Annotated in this window: 22 protein-coding genes and 1 tRNA gene; 12 read left to right on the top strand and 11 right to left on the bottom strand. The window is 71.2% G+C overall.

What is annotated here, in order from left to right:
* The 3 genes from G3I65_RS34730 to G3I65_RS34720 form a co-directional block, all read right to left on the bottom strand.
* Nucleotides 1–440 (bottom strand): glycosyltransferase (locus G3I65_RS34730; protein ID WP_163046803.1); only part of this gene is annotated, 440 nt, incomplete at its 3' end.
* Nucleotides 440–1,255, bottom strand: coding sequence for an ABC transporter ATP-binding protein (locus tag G3I65_RS34725; protein ID WP_086864297.1), 816 nt, complete (start codon nucleotides 1,253–1,255; stop codon nucleotides 440–442). The genes G3I65_RS34725 and G3I65_RS34730, both read right to left, overlap by 1 nt.
* A gap of 3 nt (nucleotides 1,256–1,258) precedes the next feature.
* A complete protein-coding gene (locus G3I65_RS34720; RefSeq protein ID WP_160699845.1) occupies nucleotides 1,259–2,212 on the bottom strand; it encodes an ABC transporter permease in 954 nt (317 codons plus the stop codon).
* Between the two features lie 144 nt (nucleotides 2,213–2,356).
* On the opposite strand from G3I65_RS34720, the gene G3I65_RS34715 reads away from it, so the two are divergent.
* The 4 genes from G3I65_RS34715 to pseI are packed head-to-tail and all read left to right on the top strand — an operon-like array spanning nucleotide 2,357 to nucleotide 4,979.
* A complete protein-coding gene (locus tag G3I65_RS34715) occupies nucleotides 2,357–2,983 on the top strand; it encodes a glycosyltransferase family 29 protein (protein WP_125306012.1) in 627 nt (208 codons plus the stop codon).
* Nucleotides 2,984–3,014: 31 nt separating this feature from the next.
* Complete coding sequence (locus tag G3I65_RS34710) at nucleotides 3,015–3,449, top strand: hypothetical protein (protein ID WP_160699844.1); 435 nt, start codon at nucleotides 3,015–3,017, stop codon at nucleotides 3,447–3,449.
* 1 nt (nucleotide 3,450) lies between these two features.
* The gene (locus G3I65_RS34705; RefSeq protein WP_160699843.1) at nucleotides 3,451–3,903 is read left to right on the top strand and encodes a GNAT family N-acetyltransferase; all 453 of its coding nucleotides are present in this window, start codon (nucleotides 3,451–3,453) and stop codon (nucleotides 3,901–3,903) included.
* Nucleotides 3,904–3,929: 26 nt separating this feature from the next.
* On the top strand, nucleotides 3,930–4,979 hold the full coding sequence (gene pseI / locus G3I65_RS34700) for a pseudaminic acid synthase (protein ID WP_160699842.1): 1,050 nt from the start codon (nucleotides 3,930–3,932) through the stop codon (nucleotides 4,977–4,979).
* Here the strand turns inward: pseI and pseC are convergent.
* Nucleotides 4,976–6,106, bottom strand: a complete 1,131-nt coding sequence (pseC, locus tag G3I65_RS34695; protein ID WP_160699841.1) for a UDP-4-amino-4,6-dideoxy-N-acetyl-beta-L-altrosamine transaminase — start codon at nucleotides 6,104–6,106, stop codon at nucleotides 4,976–4,978. The genes pseI and pseC overlap by 4 nt on opposite strands.
* On the bottom strand, nucleotides 6,099–7,082 hold the full coding sequence (gene pseB / locus G3I65_RS34690; RefSeq protein ID WP_125305937.1) for a UDP-N-acetylglucosamine 4,6-dehydratase (inverting): 984 nt from the start codon (nucleotides 7,080–7,082) through the stop codon (nucleotides 6,099–6,101). The genes pseC and pseB overlap by 8 nt, the downstream gene beginning before the upstream one ends.
* A 40-nt stretch (nucleotides 7,083–7,122) precedes the next feature.
* Here pseB and G3I65_RS34685 point away from each other — a divergent pair, with 40 nt between their 5' ends.
* The 3 genes from G3I65_RS34685 to G3I65_RS34675 are packed head-to-tail and all read left to right on the top strand — an operon-like array spanning nucleotide 7,123 to nucleotide 9,986.
* Nucleotides 7,123–7,869 (top strand): cytidylyltransferase domain-containing protein, encoded by a 747-nt coding sequence (locus G3I65_RS34685; RefSeq protein ID WP_166640956.1) that lies wholly within the window; start codon nucleotides 7,123–7,125, stop codon nucleotides 7,867–7,869.
* A complete protein-coding gene (locus G3I65_RS34680; protein WP_160699839.1) occupies nucleotides 7,866–8,843 on the top strand; it encodes a spore coat protein in 978 nt (325 codons plus the stop codon). The genes G3I65_RS34685 and G3I65_RS34680 overlap by 4 nt, the downstream gene beginning before the upstream one ends.
* Before the next feature lie 3 nt (nucleotides 8,844–8,846).
* On the top strand, nucleotides 8,847–9,986 hold the full coding sequence (locus tag G3I65_RS34675; protein ID WP_160699838.1) for an epoxide hydrolase family protein: 1,140 nt from the start codon (nucleotides 8,847–8,849) through the stop codon (nucleotides 9,984–9,986).
* Nucleotides 9,987–10,546: 560 nt separating this feature from the next.
* On the opposite strand, the gene G3I65_RS34670 is transcribed toward G3I65_RS34675, so the two are convergent.
* A complete protein-coding gene (locus tag G3I65_RS34670; protein WP_160699837.1) occupies nucleotides 10,547–11,107 on the bottom strand; it encodes a bacterial proteasome activator family protein in 561 nt (186 codons plus the stop codon).
* Nucleotides 11,108–11,241: 134 nt separating this feature from the next.
* Here G3I65_RS34670 and G3I65_RS34665 point away from each other — a divergent pair, with 134 nt between their 5' ends.
* Entirely contained in the window at nucleotides 11,242–12,441 is a 1,200-nt protein-coding gene (locus G3I65_RS34665) for a cysteine desulfurase-like protein (RefSeq protein WP_160699836.1), read from the top strand.
* Here the strand turns inward: G3I65_RS34665 and G3I65_RS34660 are convergent.
* Nucleotides 12,438–13,415, bottom strand: a complete 978-nt coding sequence (locus G3I65_RS34660) for an NAD(P)H-quinone oxidoreductase (protein ID WP_160699835.1) — start codon at nucleotides 13,413–13,415, stop codon at nucleotides 12,438–12,440. The genes G3I65_RS34665 and G3I65_RS34660 overlap by 4 nt on opposite strands.
* 82 nt (nucleotides 13,416–13,497) lie before the next feature.
* Here G3I65_RS34660 and G3I65_RS34655 point away from each other — a divergent pair, with 82 nt between their 5' ends.
* A complete protein-coding gene (locus G3I65_RS34655; RefSeq protein WP_203612600.1) occupies nucleotides 13,498–15,036 on the top strand; it encodes a M28 family metallopeptidase in 1,539 nt (512 codons plus the stop codon).
* 50 nt (nucleotides 15,037–15,086) lie between these two features.
* Here the strand turns inward: G3I65_RS34655 and G3I65_RS34650 are convergent, their stop codons facing one another.
* On the bottom strand, nucleotides 15,087–16,025 hold the full coding sequence (locus G3I65_RS34650) for a neutral zinc metallopeptidase (RefSeq protein WP_125305930.1): 939 nt from the start codon (nucleotides 16,023–16,025) through the stop codon (nucleotides 15,087–15,089).
* 509 nt (nucleotides 16,026–16,534) lie between these two features.
* Here G3I65_RS34650 and G3I65_RS34645 point away from each other — a divergent pair.
* Nucleotides 16,535–17,008 carry a MarR family winged helix-turn-helix transcriptional regulator gene (locus tag G3I65_RS34645; RefSeq protein ID WP_166640955.1) on the top strand — a complete coding sequence of 158 codons (474 nt, stop codon included), beginning with the start codon at nucleotides 16,535–16,537 and terminating at the stop codon, nucleotides 17,006–17,008.
* Between the two features lie 33 nt (nucleotides 17,009–17,041).
* Here the strand turns inward: G3I65_RS34645 and G3I65_RS34640 are convergent.
* A tRNA-Ser gene (locus G3I65_RS34640) sits at nucleotides 17,042–17,128 on the bottom strand.
* A 77-nt stretch (nucleotides 17,129–17,205) separates the two neighbouring features.
* On the opposite strand from G3I65_RS34640, the gene G3I65_RS34635 reads away from it, so the two are divergent.
* Nucleotides 17,206–17,634: a hypothetical protein gene (locus G3I65_RS34635; protein WP_160699833.1), complete on the top strand. Its 429-nt coding sequence runs from the start codon at nucleotides 17,206–17,208 to the stop codon at nucleotides 17,632–17,634.
* Here the strand turns inward: G3I65_RS34635 and G3I65_RS34630 are convergent.
* Nucleotides 17,615–18,454 carry a patatin-like phospholipase family protein gene (locus G3I65_RS34630; RefSeq protein WP_166640954.1) on the bottom strand — a complete coding sequence of 280 codons (840 nt, stop codon included), beginning with the start codon at nucleotides 18,452–18,454 and terminating at the stop codon, nucleotides 17,615–17,617. The two genes, G3I65_RS34635 and G3I65_RS34630, sit on opposite strands and share 20 nt — an antisense overlap.
* A 23-nt stretch (nucleotides 18,455–18,477) precedes the next feature.
* A complete protein-coding gene (locus G3I65_RS34625) occupies nucleotides 18,478–18,759 on the bottom strand; it encodes a DUF2277 domain-containing protein (protein WP_160699832.1) in 282 nt (93 codons plus the stop codon).
* A gap of 102 nt (nucleotides 18,760–18,861) precedes the next feature.
* On the opposite strand from G3I65_RS34625, the gene G3I65_RS34620 reads away from it, so the two are divergent.
* A partial coding sequence (locus tag G3I65_RS34620; RefSeq protein WP_309235880.1) for an Ldh family oxidoreductase occupies nucleotides 18,862–19,294 on the top strand: 433 nt, incomplete at its 3' end.

Raw genomic sequence — 19,294 nt, 5'->3', positions numbered from 1 at the left:
GTCAGGCCGCGGCGCAGCGGGAACGCGAGCTTGTCCGGGGCGTCGATGTTGGACACCACGGGCGAAATCTCCGCCAGGTCCCGCTTTTCCGCTTCCTCCAGCAGGATCGCGAGCACGTTCTCGTCGGCCGGGCGGCCGTCGTCGTCGGCCAGCCAGACCCAGTCCGCGCCGAGCGACAGCGCGTGCAGCATGCCCAGCGCGAATCCGCCGGCGCCGCCGAGGTTGCGGTGCGACGGCAGGTACGTGCTCGGCAGCGGGTAGTTCTCGACGACTTCGCGAGCCGAGTCGTCCGGCCCGTTGTCGACCACCACCAGGTGGTCGACCGGCCGCGTCTGGGCCGCGATGACCTTCAGCGAGTCCGCCAGCAGCTCGCGCCGGTGCCGCGTGACGACCACGCCGACGACCGCGCCGTCGGGCAGCTGCCGCGTCTCGCTGATCATCATTCGCCGCCGTTCGTCGTCGCCACCGGCTCGATGCCGAAGCGCTCCAAGGTTTCCTGGCTCATGTTCTCGAAGGGGTCGCGCCCCTTGTACGAAGTGAGGACGTCCCGCAGCGAACCCTGTTGCTTGAGGTGGCCTTCGTCCATCCAGATGGCTGAATCGCAGAGCTCGAACAGGAACTCGTCCGAGTGGCTGGCGAAGACCAGGATGCCGGAGCGCTTCACGAGGTCCTTGAGGCGGTCGCGGGCCTTGTTCAGGAACGCCGCGTCGACCGCGCCGATGCCCTCGTCGAGGATCAGGATCTCGGGGTCGATCGACGTGACGACGCCCAGCGCCAGCCGCACGCGCATACCCGTCGAGTACGTTCGCAGCGGCATCTGGAGGTAGTCGCCGAGCTCGGTGAACTCCGCGATGTCGTCGACGCGCTTCTCCATCTCCTTGGCCGTCATCCCGAGGAAGAGGCCGCGGATGATGATGTTCTCCTCGCCGGAGATCTCGGGGTCCATGCCGACGCCGAGGTCGAAGACCGGGGCGATCTTGCCCTCGATCCGCGAGGAACCGCGCGTCGGCTCGTAGATCCCGGCGAGCAGCCGCAGCAGCGTGGACTTGCCCGCGCCGTTGTGGCCGACCAGGCCGACCCGGTCGCCTTCGCGCAGCGAAAGCGTCACGTCGTGCAGCGCTTCGATGATCGGCACCTTGGTGTCGGTGCCGATCTTGCCGCCGACCTTGCCGAGGACCTTCTTCTTCATCGAGCGGGTCTTGGCGTCGAAGATCGGGAAGTCGACGAAGGCGTTCTGAACGTCAATGGAGACCATGTGTCACACCCAGTAGGAGACGCGGGCACGGTAGTTGCGCATCGCGACGAGCGCGAGCGCCCAGCCGACGATGGTGATGCCGCCGACGACGATCCAGTTGCCGGGCGTGAAGGACTGCCCGATCAGCGGCGCCCGGACCACCTGCATGAAGTGGTACAGCGGGTTGAGCTGGATGATCGGCAGTGCCCAGGAGGCGTTCGCGCGGGCACCGCCCGCGAGCAGCTGGTCCACCGGCCAGACGATCGGCGTGGCGTAGAACAGCAGCTGGATCAGCGAGTTGATGACCTGCGGGATGTCGCGGAACCGGGTCGAGATGATGCCCAGCAGCAGCGTCACCCAGCCCGCGTTCAGCGCGAGCAGCAGGAAGCCCGGGATGGCCAGCAGCACGGTCCAGCTGAGGCCGGGGTGGCAGTACAGGCCGGCCGCGCAGAGGCCGTCCTTCGACCCCAGCGAGTACTGGTTGTCCAGCGACGTGAAGAAGATCGCCAGCACCGCGACGTACACGATCATGTTGTGCGCCAGCAGCAGTGACTGCCGCCACACCGTGCGCAGCATGTACACGCTCAGCGGCGCGGGGAGCTGCTTGATCAGCCCCTCGTTCGCGATGAACGTCTCCATGCCCTCGGCGAGGCAGCCGCTGATGAAGCCCCAGAGGATGAAGCCGGTGGACAGGTAGGGCAGGAACACCTGGATCGGGGTGTTGAACAGCTGGGAGTACAGCAGCCCGAGCCCGAGCGCGATGACGGCCTGGCTGATCGTGATCCAGAAGGGCCCGATCACCGAGCGGCGGTAGCGCTGCTTGATGTCCTGCCAGCCGAGGTGTCCCCACAGCTCGCGAGCCTTGAACCCGGCTTTGATGTCGGCGAAGGCGCGCGCGAACGTCTTGCTGTCCGACGTCGGCGGTGCCGGCGTCGCTACGGGGGAGTTCGCGGCCTGAACCGTGCTGGTGGCATGCACGTGGACGAGGGTACCGATGGGATGAGCGGCGTCCGGGCCACCCCGCCGCTGTGGTAGAGCCGAGTGACCGATACGCGGTAGCAGGTGACCTTTGTGCTGGTACTTTCTCGGCTTATGACTGCTGCTCTCGGCGCGGCGAGCCTGATGGTCAACCTGCTCGCGGCGTACGCCGACCGGCCCGACCCGCGCTCGGTGGCCGTCGTCGGCAACCAGCCGCTCCCGCCCGACCCCCAGCGCGCGAAGGCGATCGATGCCTGTGACCTGGTCATCCGGGTCAACGGCTTCGTCGTCGACAAGCCGGGGGAGGAGATCGTCGGCTCCCGGACGCACGTCGTGGTGTTCAACCGGGCGATCCGGGCCACCCCGCACGTCTTCCAGGACTACCGCAAGCGGCTCTACCTGCTGGTCGAGCCGGGCCGGATGCACTGGGAACCGGAGGACCTGCCGGGCTGGTGGCCCGCCGACCTGGGCGCGGTCCCGGTGTCGAACCGCGACGTCGTGCTGCCCCTGTCGGACGCGCTGGGCCTGCCGACCCGCGACGAGCCGACGTGGTCGACCACCGGCACGCTGGCTGCGTGGATCGCGCGGACGTCGTTCCCGACCGCGCAGCTCGTGCTCACCGGGTTCTCGTTCATCGACAACCCGGACCAGACCTCGTGGGAGCACGCCGCCGGCGACTCCTGCATCGTCGGCCCGGAGCACCAGATCGCCGCCGAGGGGCGGCTGCTGGACTCCTGGACGAAGACCGGCGACACCACCCTCCTGCGCTGATCGCGCGTCCCCACCGACTCGAAGGATCACCATGGCTGTGCAGAAACTCGGCAGAGGTTTCGTCGACCGGCTCGCCCGGCTCATCGACTTCCGCGTCGACGAACGCACCCGCGCGCTCGCCGACCGCGTCAACAACCTCGAGCACGCGACCGCCGACCACCGGCGCCGGCTCGACAACGCCGAGCGCAACCTCGAAGAAGCGCGGGGCGACCTGCGCTGGGCCCGTGCCGAGCTCGACCGCCTGATCCCGCACGTGGCCGCCCAGGAAGGCCGCCTGGAGACGCTGCGCGAGTCGATGTCGCTCGTGCCGAAGGCCGACGCGCCGCAGATCGCCGAGGCCCGCACGCTGATCGAGGAGATCCAGCGGCAGCACGCGCAGATCCGGGTCCGGCTGGCGGGCATCTCCCGCTACGAGGACCGGCTGCGCCGCCTCGAGGACCGGGTCGAAGAGCCCGTCGCCCAGTAGCTTGCACGCCCGGGAGGCCACCGAAGCGGACGCCGAGCTGCTGCTGGGCTGGCGCAACGACCCGCGTACGCGCCGGTCGTCGCGCTCGACGGCCGTGGTGGCCCTCGACGAGCACCTCGCGTGGCTGCGCGGGGTGCTGGCCGACCCGCAGCGGCTGCTGCTCGTCGTCGAAGACGAGGAGGCGCCGGTCGGCACCGTCCGGTTCGACCGGCGCGACGGCGACGGCTGGGAGGTGAGCATCACGCTGGCCCCCGAAAGCCGGGGCCGCGGCCTGTCCGGCGCGGTGCTCGCCGAGGGCGAGCGGGCCGCCCGGGACAGCCTCGGCGTCCGGACCGTGCTCGCCGCCGTCCACCAGGACAACGCGGCTTCGGGGAAGCTGTTCGAGAAGGCGGGTTACGCCGAAGCCGCGCCTGCCGTCGAGGGCTTCCGGCAGCTGCGCAAGACTCTGAGCTGACCCGCAGTCCACCCCGGGGAGGCACCATGCACGACATCCGGTTCGGCGCGCACACGATCGGCCCCGGCCACGCGCCCTTCGTCATCGCCGAGATGTCCGGCAACCACAACGGCGACCTGGACCGCGCGCTGTCGATCATCGACGCCATCGCGGAAACCGGCGCGCAGGCGGTCAAGCTGCAGACCTACCGCCCCGACACGATCACGATCGACGTCGACACCCCGGCGTTCCGGATCGGCGAGACCCACGAGCTGTGGGGCGGCGAAAACCTGTACAAACTGTACGAAAAGGCCCACACGCCGTGGGAGTGGCACGCGCCGCTGTTCGAACGCGCGCGGTCGCGTGGCCTGGAAATCTTCTCCAGCCCGTTCGACCCGACGGCCGTCGAGCTGCTCGAGTCGCTGGACGCGCCGGCGTACAAGATCGCGTCGTCGGAGATCGTCGACCTGCCGCTGATCGAGCTGTGCGCGCGCACGGGCAAGCCGCTGGTCATCTCCACCGGCATGGCGAACGTCGCCGAGATCGACGCCGCGGTCCGCACCGCGCGCGAAGCGGGCAACGACCAGCTGATCGTGCTCGGCTGCACGGCGAGCTACCCGGCGTCGCCGACCGAGAGCAACCTGCGCGGCCTGCCGCTGCTCGCGGGCCTGACGCAGACGCTGGTGGGCCTGTCGGACCACACCCCGGGCATCGGGGCGCCGGTGGCTGCGGTGGCGCTGGGCGCGGTGGCGATCGAGAAGCACGTCACACTGGCCCGCGCGGACGGCGGCGTCGACTCGGAGTTCTCGCTGGAGCCGGCCGAGCTGGCCGCGCTGGTGACCGAGACGCACCGGGCGTGGGAGGCGCTGGGGCAGCCCGTGCTGGGCCCGCGTGAGAGCGAGAAGGAGGGGCTGCGGCTGCGCCGGTCCCTCTACGTCGTCGAGGACGTCCGCGCGGGCGACGAGGTCACCGCGGCGAACGTCAGGTCGATCCGGCCCGCGGGCGGCCTGGCCCCGGCCGAGATCACCAAGGTCGTGGGGCGCACCTTCCGCGTCGACGCCGCGAAGGGGACGCCCCTGACCTGGGACCTGCTCTAGAAGAACGCGCGCACGGCGTCGACGACGCGGTCGACGTCGGCGTCCGTCAGCGCCGGGAACAGCGGCAGCGACAGCTCCTGCTCGTAGTACGCCTCGGCGTTCGGGCAGAGCCCGCGCCGGTAGCCGAGGTCCTCGAAGACGGGGTGCCAGTACGCCGGGATGTAGTTGACCTGGACACCGATGCCCACGCCGCGCAGGTGCTCGAACAGCGCCTTGCGGCGGCCTTCGAGGACCCGCAGCGGGTAGAGGTGCCACACCGGGTCGGCGCCCGGGCGGCTCGGCGGCGTCGCCACGCCGTCGACGTCGCTCAGCGCGGCGGTGTAGCGGGCGTGGATCTCGGCGCGGCGCTTCTTGAACTCCGCGAGCCTGCCCAGCTGGCTGGACCCGAGCGCGCAGAGGACGTCCGGCAGGCGGTAGTTCAGGCCGAACTCGTGGACTTCCTGGTGCCAGCCGCCCTCGTCCGGGTAGCGCTGCTCGGCACGGTCGCGAACCAGGCCGTGGTTGCGGAACTTCCGCGCCCGGTCCAGCAACGCCGCGTCGGGTGTCACGACGGCGCCGCCTTCGGCCGTCGTGAGGTTCTTGGTCGGGAAGAACGAGAACGTCGTCAGGTCGGCGATCGAGCCCACCGGACGGCCCTGCCAGGACCCGCCGACCGAGTGCGCGGCGTCCTCCAGGAGAAGTGCGCCGGTGTTGTGGGCGATTTCGCCCAGCGCGTCCAGTTCGGCCGGGTGGCCGGCGTAGTCGACGGCGGCGACGACCTTCGTGCGTTCGGTCACCGCTGCCTTCGCCGCCTCGACGTCGAGGTTGCCGGTGTCCGGTTCGACGTCGGCGAAGACCACCTTCGCGCCGTGGAGGGCGGCGGTCGCGGCGGTGGCGACGAACGTCATCGGGCTGGTGACGACCTCGTCGCCCGGCTGGATCCCGGCGGCCGCGTAGGCGACGTGCAGGGCAGCGGTGCCCGAGGTCACGGCGACCGCGGGCGTCCCGCCGGTGTGCGTCGCGAGGTCGTTCTCGAACTGCTGGACCGCTGGCCCGGTGGTCAGCCAGTCGCCGCGCAGGACGCCGACGACGGCCTGGATGTCCTCTTCGCTGATCGACTGGCGGCCATACGGGAGGAACTCAGCCATGCTGCTCGACCAGCTCGCGCAGCTCCTCCGGGTTCAGCCAGAGGTCGTTGGTGTCCGAGCGGTAGGCGAAGCCCTCCGGCATCGGCGTCCCGCCGTCGGGCTCCTGGTAGCCCCAGCCCGCGAGGTGCGGCTGGACGACGTAGCGGTCCTCGAGCTTGACCGTCCGGCGCGCGTCGTCGGGGGCGATCATCTCTTCGTGCAGCTTCTCGCCCGGGCGGATGCCGACCTCGTGCATCTCGCTGCCCGGCGCGATGGCCTGGGCCAGGTCGACCAGCCGCATGCTCGGGATCCGCGGCACGTACAGCTCGCCGCCGTGCATCTGGTCGAACGAGTCGACGACGAACCGCACGGCCTGCGGGAGCGTGATCCAGAAGCGGGTCATCTCCTTGTGCGTGATCGGCAGCGATTCGCCCTTTTCGGCCAGCTTCCGGAAGAACGGGATGACACTGCCCCGCGAGCCCATGACGTTGCCGTAGCGGACCACGGAGAAGCGCGTCACGTGCGCGGCCGCGTAGTGGTTGCCGCTGATGAACATCCGGTCGGCGCACAGCTTGGTGGCGCCGTAGAGGTTGATCGGGCTGGACGCCTTGTCCGTCGACAGCGCGACGACCTTCTTGACGCCGGTGTCGATCGCGGCCTCGATCACGTTCTGCGAGCCCATGACGTTGGTCTGGACGAACTCGAACGGGTTGTACTCGCCGGTGTCGACCTGCTTGAGCGCGGCGGCGTGCACGACGTAGTCGACGCCGTGCATGGCGCGCTCGAGCCGGCGGCGGTCGCGGATGTCGCCGATGAACCAGCGCAGCCGCGGGTCGTCGCCGAACAGCTGGCGCGTCTCGTACTGCTTCAGCTCGTCGCGGGAGAGCACGACCAGCCGGCTCGGGTTCAGTTCGGCGAGCGCGTGCGCGATGAACGCCTTGCCGAAGGAACCGGTCCCGCCGGTGAGCAGGATGCTGGAGCCATCCAGCTCGGACATCGTTGACCTCCGCGTTTGGGGTGGGTTGCCGTCGGCCATCATGTCACCCATGCGTGGAGCGCCCGGTGTCAACGCCGTCATCCAGGCCCGGTCGAGCTCGACCAGGCTGCCCGGCAAGGTGCTGCGCCCGCTGGCCGGCCGCAGCGTGCTGGGCTGGGTGGTCCGCGCCGCCGCGGCCGCGCCCGGCGTGGACCAGGTGGTGGTCGCGACCTCCTCGGACGCCTCCGACGACGACGTCGCCCGGGAAGCCGCTCGCTGCGGTGCTCTTGTCGTGCGCGGGCCGCTGGACGACGTGCTCGAACGGTTCGGGCTGGCGCTGCGCGAGCACCCCGCCGACGCCGTGATCAGGCTCACCGCGGACTGCCCGCTGCTGGACCCGGCGCTGATCGGCCAGCTCGCGGCGCTGTGGCGCGCCCAGCCGTCCCTCGACTACGTGAGCACGACCCTCGTCCGGACGCTGCCGCGCGGCTTCGACGCCGAGCTGGTGCGGGCTGAGGTGCTCCTGGAGCAGGTGTCGTCCGCGGTCGGCGCCCACCGCGAGCACGTGACTTCGGGCATCTATTCGCAGCCCACGCGCTACGCGTGCGCCGGTGTCGTGGTGAGCCCGGCCGCCGACGACCTGCGCGTGACGCTCGACACCGCGGAGGACTGGGAGCTGCTGTCCGCGCTGGTGGCCGAGCTGGGCGACCGCGTCGGCGACTGGCGGGCGGTGGTCGCGCTGCTGCGCGCGCGGCCGGACCTGGTGGCGCTGAACGCGCACGTCGAGCAGAAGAAGGTCGGCCGGTGAGGCTGCTGCTGCGCGCGGACGCCTCGGCGTCGATCGGCGCCGGCCACATCGCGCGGATGGTCGCCTACGCCGAGCGGGCGGTGGCGCGGGGCTTTTCGGTTTCCTTCGCGGGCCAGGTCGACAACGCGGAATGGCTCGCTTCGCGTTTCGACGAGCTGGGCGTCGCGCGGGTGCCGTTCGACGCGACGGGGTTCGACGCGGTCGTCGTCGACCACTACGGCCTCGGCGACGTGCGATCCGAGGTCAACGCGGCCGGCGCGGTGCTGGTGTCGATCGAGGACGACGTCTTCGGCCGCCGTCCCGCGGACATCGTCGTGGACTCCAGCTTCGCGCCTTCGCCGCGGCCAGACGACGGCTCGGACGTGCTGCTGCGCGGGATCGAGTACGCGCCGCTGCGGGACGTCGTCCGGCAGACCCGGCGGGCGCCTGCCGGACCGCCGCTGCACGTCACGGTGGTCCTCGGCGGCGGCGCTGAATGGACGTCGACGGTCGGGTTGCTGCTTCGCGCGCTTCGCGACACCGAGCAGCCGTTCGTGGTGGACGCTTTGGTGCGCGGGGAGCCTGAGGTGCCCTCGTTGCTTCCCGGGCAGTCGATCCGCGTCGCCCCACCGAGCCCCGCGCTGCTGGACATCCTGGCGACGACCGACGTCGCCGTGAGCGCGTCCGGGGTGACGTTCGTGGAGCTGTGCTGCCTCGGCGTCCCGACGGCGGCGGTCCGGCTGGTCGACAACCAGGAGCCGGGTTACCGGGCGGCGCTCGAGCTGGGCCTGGCGGCCGGGCTCGGCCCCGCGGAGACGCTGGCTTCGCGGCTCCCTTCCGTGACGGCGGTGCTCCGCTCGCTGTTGACGGACGCCGCGCTGCGCCGCTCGCTGTCGGCGACGGCGTCGTCCACAGTGGACGGCCTCGGCGTCGACCGCGTCCTGGATTCCCTGGCATCGAGGACCGGATCTGTCCGCGATGCTTCGTACCGTTGAGGCATGACGATCACCCCGTTCCGCATCGACGTCCCCCAGGCCGCCCTCGACGACCTCCGCACGCGCCTGGCGAACACGCGCTGGCCCGACCAGCCGTCCGGCGCGGGCTGGCGGCTCGGGGCGCCGGTCGACTACGTGCGCGAGCTGGCGGAGTATTGGCGGACGGGCTTCGACTGGCGGTCACAGGAGGCGCGGCTCAACGCGTTCCCGCAGTTCACGACGACGATCGACGGGACGAACGTGCACTTCCTGCACGTGGTGTCCCCGGAGCCGGCGGCGACGCCGGTGCTGCTCACCCACGGCTGGCCGGGCTCGATCGTGGAGTTCCTCGACGTGATCGGCCCGCTGACGGACCCGCGCGCGTACGGCGGTGATCCCGCGGACGCGCTGACCGTGGTGGTCCCGTCGATCCCGGGCTACGGCTTTTCGGGCCCGACCCCGACCCCGGACTGGGGTCCGGACCGGGTGGCGCGGGCGTTCGCCTCGCTGATGACGTCCCTGGGTTACGAGCACTTCGGCGCCCACGGCGGCGATTGGGGCGCGATCATCTCGCGCGAGCTGGCGGTCCAGTTCCCTTCGCGGGTGCTCGGCATCCACGTGACGATGCTGCCGTCGGCGGTGGTCCGCACGCCGGCTGACCTCGCGGGGTTGTCGGACCAGTCGCTGGGGAAGCGGTCGCTGGAGAAGGGCCAGGCGTTCTCGGCGACGGGCACGGGTTACGCGATGATCCAGTCGACGAAGCCGCAGACCCTGGCGTACGGCCTGCACGACTCCCCGGCGGGGCAGCTGGCGTGGATCGCGGAGAAGTTCCGGTCGTTCTCGAACACGACGGCGGACCTGATCGACCGCGACGACCTGCTGGCGGACGTGTCGATCTACTGGTTCACGGAGACGGCGAACTCTTCGGCCCGCCTGTACGCGGCTTTGACGGGCGGCTGGGGAGCGCCGCCGCCGGTGAACCCGGTCCCGACCGCGGTGGCGGTGTTCCCGGACGACATCGGGCTGCCGATCCGGGAACTGGCGGAGCGAACGGACAAGATCGTCCGCTGGACGGAGTTCCCGAGCGGCGGCCACTTCGCGGGCCTGGAGGAACCGGACGCGCTGATCGGCGACCTCCGTGCGTTCTTCAGCTCACTGCGCTGAGACACCGGCCGGTTCGGCGGTCTCGCGACACCACAGCAGCAGCCGGCACCGCCCGACCGCCGGGAACACAGGCAGCGCTCGCCGGACGTCAGGGTCCCGGCAAGTCGCGCCGGCGAGCGGGTGACCTGCCGCGGGCTGGCCGCGTGGTCTGCCCGGCGTCGCGGGGATGTCGTGAAAGGGTCATTCATGTCGTCTGGCGAGGTGAACGACTCTTTCATGACATCGCGGAGGGGCGGATCGGCCGTGCTGCCCGACTTTGCCAGGGCCCAGTCGCCGGACGTGGTGAAAGAGTCGTTCATGGCTTCCGGACCCGGGATCGCGGCGAAACCACCGGCCGGGCGCCATTCGGCCAGGCCAGCGACCTCCGCGCGGTCTTCAGCTCACTGCGCTGACGGCCGACGCTGCCCGGCTCGAGACCCCAGAACCGACCCCCGCCCTCCCTGGGGGGCGTGCCCTTGTCCAGCCTACCGGCGCACCCGGACACAAAACCCGCCCAAGACGAGTTGTCCACAGGGGTTGTCCACAGGCCCTCCGGTCTGTGGACAACCCACCGCGAAACCTCAGAGGTACTGACCCGTCCCGGAAATCCCCGGCCCGTGTCCCTCGTGCCCCGACCCCGGACCACCCGCCGACGGCCCGGCAGGCAACCCCCGCCGCATCTGCTCCAGCTGGACGCGCGCCGCCATCTGCTGGGCGAACAGCGCCGTCTGGATGCCGCTGAACAGCCCCTCCAGCCACCCGACCAGCTGAGCCTGCGCGATCCGCAGCTCCGCGTCCGAGGGCGTCGAGTCGTCGGTGAACGGCCGGACCAGGCGCTCCAGCTCGTCCTGCAGCTCCGGGGCCAGCGAAGCCGCCAGTTCCTTGACCGACGTCTCGTGGATCTCGCGCACGCGGTTGCGGGACGCGTCGTCCAGCGGGGCCGCGCGGACCTCCTCGAGGAGCTGCTTGATCATCGTGCCGATCCGCATCACCTTCGCCGGTTCTTCGACGAGGTCGCCGACCGACTCGGGGTGCTCGTCCGCGCCCACCGGGGTGCCGTCCGGGCCCACGACCACCACGTGGGGTGAAGATTCCTGGCCAGCGTCACCGGCTGTGAAGTTCGGCTCGGTCATGTGCTCCATCCTGGCTTGCCTTCGACACGCTCCGCGACACCCACGGGGTGTCCGTCTCCGAGCGTAGCCGCTCCGGGGGTTCCCGGTGGCTCTCCACCCAACCCCGGGCGCACGGCGAAACCGCACGTCCGTACGGTGTCCACATGGCGTTCGACGTCGCTCGTATCCGTGGGCTCTTTCCCGCGCTGGGTGACGGCTGGATTCACTTCGACGGCGCCGCCGGAATGCTGGTACCGGAACAGGTCGCTTCGGCCGTTTCCACGGCGATGCGCGCCCCGGTGTCGGGGCCGGGCGGAGCGTTTCCGGCCTCACAACGCGCGGAGAGCATCGTGACCGCGGCCCGCCGGGCCGTGGCCGACCTGGTCGGGGCCGACCCGGCCGCCGTCGTGCTCGGGCCGAGCGCGCCGGTGATGCTGCGCCGGCTCTGCGATTCGCTCGCCGAGCGCTGGACGATCGGCGACGAGGTCGTCGTGTCGAGGCTCGACGAACAAGCCAACCTCGCGCCGTGGCAGCGCGCCGCGAAGCGCGTCGGGGCCGTCGTGCGCTGGGGCGAGATCGACATCGAAACGTGCGAACTCCCCGCGTGGCAGTACGAGCAGCTCGTGTCGGCGCGCACGAAGGCCGTCGCGGTCACGCTCGCGTCCGGGTCCGTCGGGACGCGGCCGGACGTGCCGACGATCATCGAGTTCGCCAAGCGCGTCGGCGCGCTGGTCGTCGTCGACGCCACCTACGCCGCGCCGTTCCTGCCGCTGGACATCAACGCGCTCGGCGCCGACGTCATGGTCGTGTCCGCGCAGGCGTGGGGCGGGCCGTCGGTGGGCGCGCTCGTCTTCCGCGACCCCGAGCTGATCGAGCGGATCCCGTCCGTCTCGCTCGACCCGATGGCGCGCGGTGCCGCCCGCCTCGAACTCGGCCCGCACGCGTACCCGCTGCTGGCCGGGCTGATCGCGTCGATCGACTACCTCGCGGGCCTCGACGACGCCGCGTCCGGCTCGCGACGCGAGCGGCTGGTCACCTCGCTCGGCTCGGCGAAGTCGTACCACGCCGGCCTGCTCGCCCAGCTGTCGACGGAACTGCTGTCGCTGCGGCACATCATGGTCATCGGCAACGCCATGCGCCGCATCCCCGCGCTCGCCTTCGCCGTCGCCGGCAAGAAGGCGCCCGAGGTCGCCGAGTACCTGGCTTCGCAGGGGTTGTGCGCCTTCGCCGACGACGGGGCGGCAGGCGTCTTCGCGTCACTGGGCGTCGGGGAAGTGGGCGGCGCCGTGCGGATCGGGCTCGCCCACTACTCCAACGTCTTCGAAATCAACCAGCTCGTGCGCGTCCTCGAAGAACTCCGCTAGGACTTCGCGGCCAGCAGCACCTTGCCGAACACGCTGCCCTCTTCCAGGGCGCGGTGCGCGGACGCGGCTTCGGCCATCGGCACGACCTGGCCGACGATCGGCTTCACCAGACCCTCGCACACCAGCGGCCACAGGCGTTCCCGGACGTCGGCGACGATGGCCGCCTTCTGCTCCAGTGGCCGGAACCGCAGGCCCGCCGCGAACACCGAGGCCCGCTTGCCCAGCAGCGCCCCGACGTTCAGCTCGCCCTTGACGCCGCCCTGCATGCCGATGATCACCAGGCGGCCGTCCTGCCGCAGCGCGTCGACGTTGCGGCCGAGGTAGGACGCGCCCATGTTGTCGAGGATGACGTCGGCGCCGCCCGTCTCCTTCTTGAGGACCTCGACGAAGTCGGCTTCCTTGTAGTTGATCGTGATGTCGGCGCCGAGCTGGCGGCAGCTCTCGAGCCGCTCGGCCGACCCAGCGGTGACGGCGACGGTCGCGCCCAGCGCCTTGCCGACCTGGATGGCGTGCGTGCCGATGCCGCCGGCGCCGCCGTGGACCAGCAGCGTTTCGCCTTCGGCGAGCTTCGCGTGCATCACGACGTTCGCCCACACGGTGCAGGCCACCTCGGGCAGGCCGGCCGCGGCGAGCAGGTCGACCTCGCCGGGCACCGGCAGCAGCTGACCGGCCGGGACGACGACCTTCTCCGCGTAGCCGCCGCCGGCGAGCAGCGCGCAGACCTCGTCGCCGACGTTCCAGCCCTCGACGCCTTCGCCGAGCTCCGCGACGGTTCCGGAGCACTCGAGACCGAGGGTTTCGCTGGCGCCGGGCGGCGGCGGGTACTGGCCCTTGCGCTGCAGCAGGTCGGCGCGGTTCACCGCGCTCGCGGCCACGTCCAGCAGCACCTCGCCGGGACCGGGACGCGGGTCCGCGACCTCCGTCCACTCGAGAACGTCCGGGTCACCTGGTTCACGGATGGTGATCGCGTACATGTGTCGACTGTATCCCGGGCGCCGAAGTTCCCGCCGAATGACGCATTGACGTACTACGCATTCGGAACAAAGGTGAGCAACCATGTCACTCTTCCGAAAGAGATTCGTCCCGCCGATGGCACTGGCCGCCGGCGCGACACTGGTGCTCGGCCTCACCCCGGCCGCCGCCGCCACCACGGCCCCCGACGGTCCCGCTCTGGCGAAACAGCTCGTCAAGAAGGTCGACGTCAACGGGGTCAACCGGCACCTGATCGCCCTGCAGCGCATCGCCGACACCAACGGCGGTACGCGGGCAGCCGGCACCGCGGGCCACCAGAAGTCCGCCGAGTACATCGCCACCAAGCTCGAGGCGGCCGGCTTCCAGGTGACCCGCCAGGAGTTCCCGTTCACCTACTCGGAAACCCTGGCCGAGAAGCTGACCGCGGGTGGCCAGGACGTCCCGGTCATCGCCATGGAGTACACCGTCTCGACGCCCGTCGGCGGCATCACCGCGCCGCTCGCCGTGGTCGCGGTCGACGACACCAGCGGCTGCGAGGCCACCGACTACACCGCCGACGTCGCCGGCAAGATCGCGCTGATCAAGCGCGGCGGCTGCTCGTTCGCCCAGAAGCAGCAGACCGCCGCCGCGGCGGGCGCGATCGGCGCCATCGTCTACAACAACACCGACGGCGCGCTGAACGGGACGCTCGGCGGCCCGGAGAACGCGAAGATCCCGACCGGGGGCGTGACGGCCGCCGCGGGCGCGCAGCTGGCCACGCTGGGCGGGCAGAACGTGACGCTGGAGCTGCGGACCTTCCAGGAGGCGCGGACCAGCTACAACGTCATCGCCGAGACCAAGACCGGCCGCAAGGACAACGTCGTGATGCTGGGGTCGCACCTCGACAGCGTCCCGGCAGGCCCGGGCATCAACGACAACGGCACCGGCTCGGCGGCCCTGCTCGAGACGGCGCTGCAACTGGGGAGCAGCCCGAAGGTCAGCAACGGCGTCCGGTTCGGCTTCTGGAGCGCGGAGGAGTTCGGCCTGATCGGCTCGACCTACTACGTCGACCAGCTGACCTTCGAGCAGCAGCTCGACATCGCGCTGTACCTGAACTTCGACATGATCGGCTCGCCGAACGCCGGCTACTTCGCCTACGACGGCGACAACTCCGACGGCGTCGGCGCGGGTGCGGGTCCGTACGGCTCGGCGCAGATCGAGAAGACCTTCGTCGACTTCATGCAGGCCGGGCGGGGCGTGTCCGTCGAGGGCACCGACTTCACCGGCCGCTCGGACTACGGCGAGTTCATCGCCGTCGGCATCCCGGCCGGCGGCCTGGACACCGGCGCCGAGGTCCTGAAGACCCCGGCGCAGGCGGCGAAGTGGGGCGGCACGGCCGGCATCGCGTTCGACCCGTGCTACCACCAGGCCTGCGACAACCTCGGCAACGTCGACCGCGTCGCGCTGGACCGCAACGCCGACGGTGTCGCCTGGGCCCTCGGCGTCTACGCGACGAGCACCGAGAGCATCAACGGCGTCAAGCCCGGCACGGCCGCGGCGAAGTCGCTGACGGCGCAGAAGCGTTCGACGCAGCGCTCGCTCACGGCGCACGCCGCGGGCGACCCGCACGCGCTGACCGCGTAACGCACGAAGAAGGGGCCGTCCCGAGCTGGGGCGGCCCCTTCTTCGTGTTCTCAGCCCAGGTTGTTCGTGCCGAAGGTGTCGCAGCGGGCGGGTTCGCCGGTCTGGAAGCCGGTGGTGAACCACTTCTTGCGCTGCGCGGACGTGCCGTGGGTGAACTTCGAGCGGTCGACCTGGCCGCCGCCGAGCTTCTCCTGGATGTAGTCGTCGCCGATGCGGGACGCGGTGTCCAGCGCGGAGGCGATGTCGTCCTGGGTGACGTCGGTGATCAGCGGCTTGCCGCTCTCGGTCGGCGTCGTCGAGGCGTGGTTCGCCCAGACGCCGGCGTAGCAGTCGGCCTGCAGTTCCAGCCGCACCGAACCGGACGTCGGGCCGGTGCCGGTGCCCTTCTTCGACGTCCCGAGCAGGTTCTGCACGTGGTGGCCGTACTCGTGGGCCAGCACGTACGCCTCGGTGAACAGGCCGCCCTGCGCGCCGAAGCGCGTCTTCAGCTCGTCGAAGAACGACAGGTCGATGTAGACGTCGGAGTCCGCCGGGCAGTAGAACGGGCCGGTGTCGGAGGTGGCGCTGCCGCACCCGGTGCGCACGCCGCCGTTGAAGAACTTGGTCGGCGCCTTCTGGTAGGTCGAGCCGGACCGCGCGAACTGCTGCGTCCAGTAGTCCTGGACGGAGTTCACGATCGCCACGATGGCGCAGTCGTGGTTCTTGTTGGCGTCGGCGCCGGTCTTGCACTCGCTGGACAGCTTCGTGTTGTCGACCTGCTGGCCGGACCCGACGCTGCCGAGCCCGCCGCTCAAGCCGCTCCCGCTGCCACCGCCGAGGCTGACCCCGCCGAGCTGGGAGAGCACGAAGTAGATGATCAGGCCCACCACGCCGAGCCCGCCACCGCCCAGCGCCACGCGGCCGCCGATCCCGCCGCCGCCACCACCGCCGCTACCGCGCAGGTCCTGGACCTCTGAGGCGTCCAGGCCGGCGTCGTCGTCGAACCTCACCCGCAGATATTAACGAGCCTGGGCGCGGCCGTCGCGCTGACGGCCGCACCCAGGCGTTGTACCGAGGTTCTGTTTCGTCGAGCGGTTGGCCGCATCCGGGCCGGCGTTCAGGCGCTGCCGTCACGGCTTCCGAGGCCGTGACCGGAAACAGGCCCGATCGACGCCGAATGCGTGAACGCACCGTAGAAGCCCGCGCTCATGCTGCTCACAGTCGCGCCCGACCCGGTCAGAATCCGTTCCGGTCGCGGGGACGCAGCAAGCGGTCAACCGCGAGGATCACCCGTCACGCAACCACCTGACCTCTCCTGGCGGGGCACCGGGCCGGCCCGTCGCCGTCGCCGCGCCGGATACCTGGTAAACCGTCCGCCGACAAGCAGAATGCGCCTTTTCCGGCCGAGTCTCAACCTTTTCGTAACCCCACCTTCGGGCGATGTTGCGGTGGTGTCTTCTCCGGCGGACGGATCGGACTCGGTTGGCGCGCTCGCTTGATCAGCGTTCTACGCTGCCTTATGACCGAGGAGCGACCTGTGCGGTGGTTGGACGAAGCCGAGATGGCTGCGTGGCGCTCCTACATAGTCGCGACGCTGCGGCTGCGGCAGCGGCTGCACCGCGAGCTGACCGACCGGCACGAGGTGTCGCTGACCGACTACGAAGTGCTCGTCTGCCTCGAAATCCAGCCGGAACACCGGATGCGGATGTCGGAACTCGCGTTGATGATGGGTTCGACGAAGAGCAGGCTGTCCCACCAGGTCGGCCGGCTCGAGGAGACCGGCCTGGTCCGGCGGGCGCGCGACCCCGAGGACAAGCGCGGCGTCATCACGGAGCTGACCGAAGACGGCATGGCCCTGCTGAAGACGGCCGCGCCGACCCACGTGGAAGGCGTCCGCGAGCACCTGATCGACCTGCTGAGCCCGCACGAGCAGGCGACGATCGCGGGGGCGTTCGAGCGGGTGCTGGAGCACCTCACGGAAACCGAAGGCTGAACCCGGGCGCGGCCGGCGCCCGGGTGCTCAGTGCGGTAGCGGTGGGATTCGAACCCACGGAGAGGTTGCCCCCTCGCATGTTTTCAAGACATGTTCCTTCGGCCGCTCGGACACGCTACCCCTGCCCACGAGGGTAGCCGACGGAGTCCGCCGCCTCGCCGGGGCAACCGCGGCGGCCTTCACGGCGTGCTCATCGCATGACATCGCCGGAGGTGACGGGGGACGCGCCGGGCCTGCTGCGGGGCGCGGTCGCGGCCGTCTCGCTGGCCGTCATGCTCGGTTCCCTGCTCGCGGCCATGATCATCGGCGGCACGCTCAAGGACCGGTCCGGTTCGCTGGTGGCCACCGCGAGCGTGGAGCGGGTCGTCGACCGGACCACGGCGGTCGCGCGCGTCGACGAACCGGGCGGCCCCCGCTACCGGGACGTGCGCGTCGGCCGGAACTACCCGCGTGGCGCCCGGCTCGAGGTCCGCTACTGGCCGCACGACGAGGAGCCCGCGGCCGAGACCCGGGGCGAGCTGCGCATCCCCGGGTTGTGGATCTTCGGTGTCTGCGCGGTGGGGTTCGTGGCCGGCAACGTCGGGCTGCGGCTGGCGATCCGGCGGTCTAGGCCCAGCTCAGCGTGAGTGCCGCGCCCTGGGCACGGCCCGCTTCGGCGGCCGGCGTCCGCGTCGACGGATCCAAGGGGTTCTCGCCGATCGCCGCCACCGAGGCTTCGTCCGGGGTGATCAGCGCGACCGCCGCGCCGGCCGCGCGCAGCTCGTCCAGCACCGTGAGCAGCGGCTTCTCCATCGGCAGCGGCGAATCCAGGCCCAGCGGCGAAACGACCGTGACGCGGGTGAAGCCCGTCGCGTAGTCGGCGTTCTCGCCGGAGCGGACGCCGCCGTCGACGTAGCGGCGGCCGTCGATCGTCACGGCCGGCCAGACGCCCGGGACCGCGCAGCTCGCCGCCACGGCGTCGACCAGGGAGACGCCGGACGCGCGGTCGAAGCGGCGGGGTTCGCCGGTTTCCGCGTCCACCGCCACGATCACCAGGCGCTGCTCCGGCCACTCGTGCACCGGCAGCCGCGCTTCGATCACGGCGCGCCGGTCGGCCTCGGAGACCGTTTCGGCCGCCAGGGCCAGCCGGCCGACCGCGCGCCGGATTTCGGCGGGGTCCGTGGTGCCGGTGACCGCGCCGCCGAAGTCCGCGGCGAACTTCTCGAAGTCGATGTCGGCCGGGATCTCCGGCGCCTGGCGCGCCGGGTCGGCCTGGCGCGCGAACAGCTCGGCCAGCGGCAGCCCGCTGGTCACCTGCGCGGCGACCGCCGACCCCGCCGACGTCCCGACGATCAGATCGGCTCCGGTGAGGTCCTGCGCGTGCTCGGCGAGCCCGGTCAGCAACCCCGTCGTCCACGCGATCCCGGCGACCCCGCCGCCGCCCAGCACCAACGCCTGTCCACCCATGCCGCCACCCTAGCGGCGCGGGATCAGGGCTGTCGCAAGGCTTTCGCGGCGATCCGCGCCCGGACTTCGGGACGCCGCAACGGCGGCACGGTCGCCGGGGGCTGACGGCGTTCGGGCAGCTGCTCCAGCAGCCGCGTGGTGATCGCGGTGATCTCGGCGACCGCGGCTTCGAAGGGCTCGCGCGTGGCGTCCGAAAGCGACTGCACGCCGGTGACCTTGCGGACGTACTGGCGGGCCGCGGCCTCGATCTCCTCGCCCGTCGCGGCCGGCTGGAGCCCCCGGAGGGTGGTGATGTTTCGGCACATGCCGCCCAGGGTACGACTCTTCCGACCCCTCGATCACACGGTCGGGTAGGCCCGGCCCCAGCGCGTTGACGCCCCAACCGCGGCTTGGGCAAGCTCGGAGCAGTGCCCCTCAGACCGTTCCGCTCCGCCCGCCCCGAACCCCCGGTCCTCGAAGCCGAGCCGCCGGAAACCCCGATCCCGGAACAGGCCTGGCCCCGCGTCCGCGCCGACGAGCTGGTCACCCTCGTGGCGCACGTCTTCGCCGCCCACGGCTTCCCCGAGGTCCGCGCGCGCATCGCGGCCGAGGCGCTCTGCCACGGCGACCTGACCGGCTCGCCGGACACCGGGGTCGCCGACCTGACCCGCGTCCACCTGCCGCTGCTGGAAAACGGCGACGTCGTGCCGCACGCCCAGCCGCTGATGATCGCCGACCGTGGCGCCGCCGCGCTGATCGACTACCGCCACGCGTCCGGGCTGTGGGCCGTCGGGGACGCGATGGACCGCGCGGTCACCCGGGCCGGCCGGTTCGGCGTCGGGCTGGTTTCGCTGCGCGGGA

Origin of the sequence: Amycolatopsis sp. SID8362 (assembly GCF_010550475.1) — a bacterium.
In the GTDB taxonomy this organism is placed as follows: domain Bacteria; phylum Actinomycetota; class Actinomycetes; order Mycobacteriales; family Pseudonocardiaceae; genus Amycolatopsis; species Amycolatopsis eburnea.
This window is presented reverse-complemented; position numbering and strand designations above follow the sequence as displayed.